The organism is Pseudomonas sp. MWU13-2517, assembly GCF_023242545.1.
In the GTDB taxonomy this organism is placed as follows: Bacteria; Pseudomonadota; Gammaproteobacteria; order Pseudomonadales; family Pseudomonadaceae; genus Aquipseudomonas.
Genome location: NZ_JALMFA010000044.1, coordinates 1 through 394, shown reverse-complemented (window position 1 = coordinate 394; position 394 = coordinate 1). Strand labels below are relative to the sequence as shown.

Annotated in this window: 1 protein-coding gene; it reads left to right on the top strand. The window is 57.6% G+C overall.

The genetic code is table 11. From position 1 onward, the window contains the following. Nucleotides 1–394, top strand: a 394-nt coding sequence (locus M5B97_RS27585) for an immunoglobulin-like domain-containing protein (protein WP_248733240.1), incomplete at both ends; no start/stop codon positions are given.

Genomic DNA, 394 nt, shown 5'->3' with positions numbered 1-394 from the left:
CGTGGGCGAAGGCGGCAACATCGTTTATACCGCCAGCCTTGTGGATAAAAACGGCGCGGCAGTGACTAACATCACCAATCCGTTGACCGTGACGCTGGATAATGGTCAGACCATCACCATTGGCGTGAACCAGTCAAGCGGCAGCGTCACTACCGTCGCGCCGAATGACGTCTACACAGGCGATCAAACCGTCACTGCCGCTATCAAAGGTGTCACAGGCGGCGAGCATTTCGAAAACCTGGTACCAGGCACTACGCCTGTGAGCACCACCGTTACCGACACACCGGGCACTGCCGATACCACGACCGTCACGCTGACCGCGCCAAGCGCAGTCAATGAGGGCGGCCAGATCACTTATACCGCGACTTTGAGCAACAAAGCCGGTACTGACGTT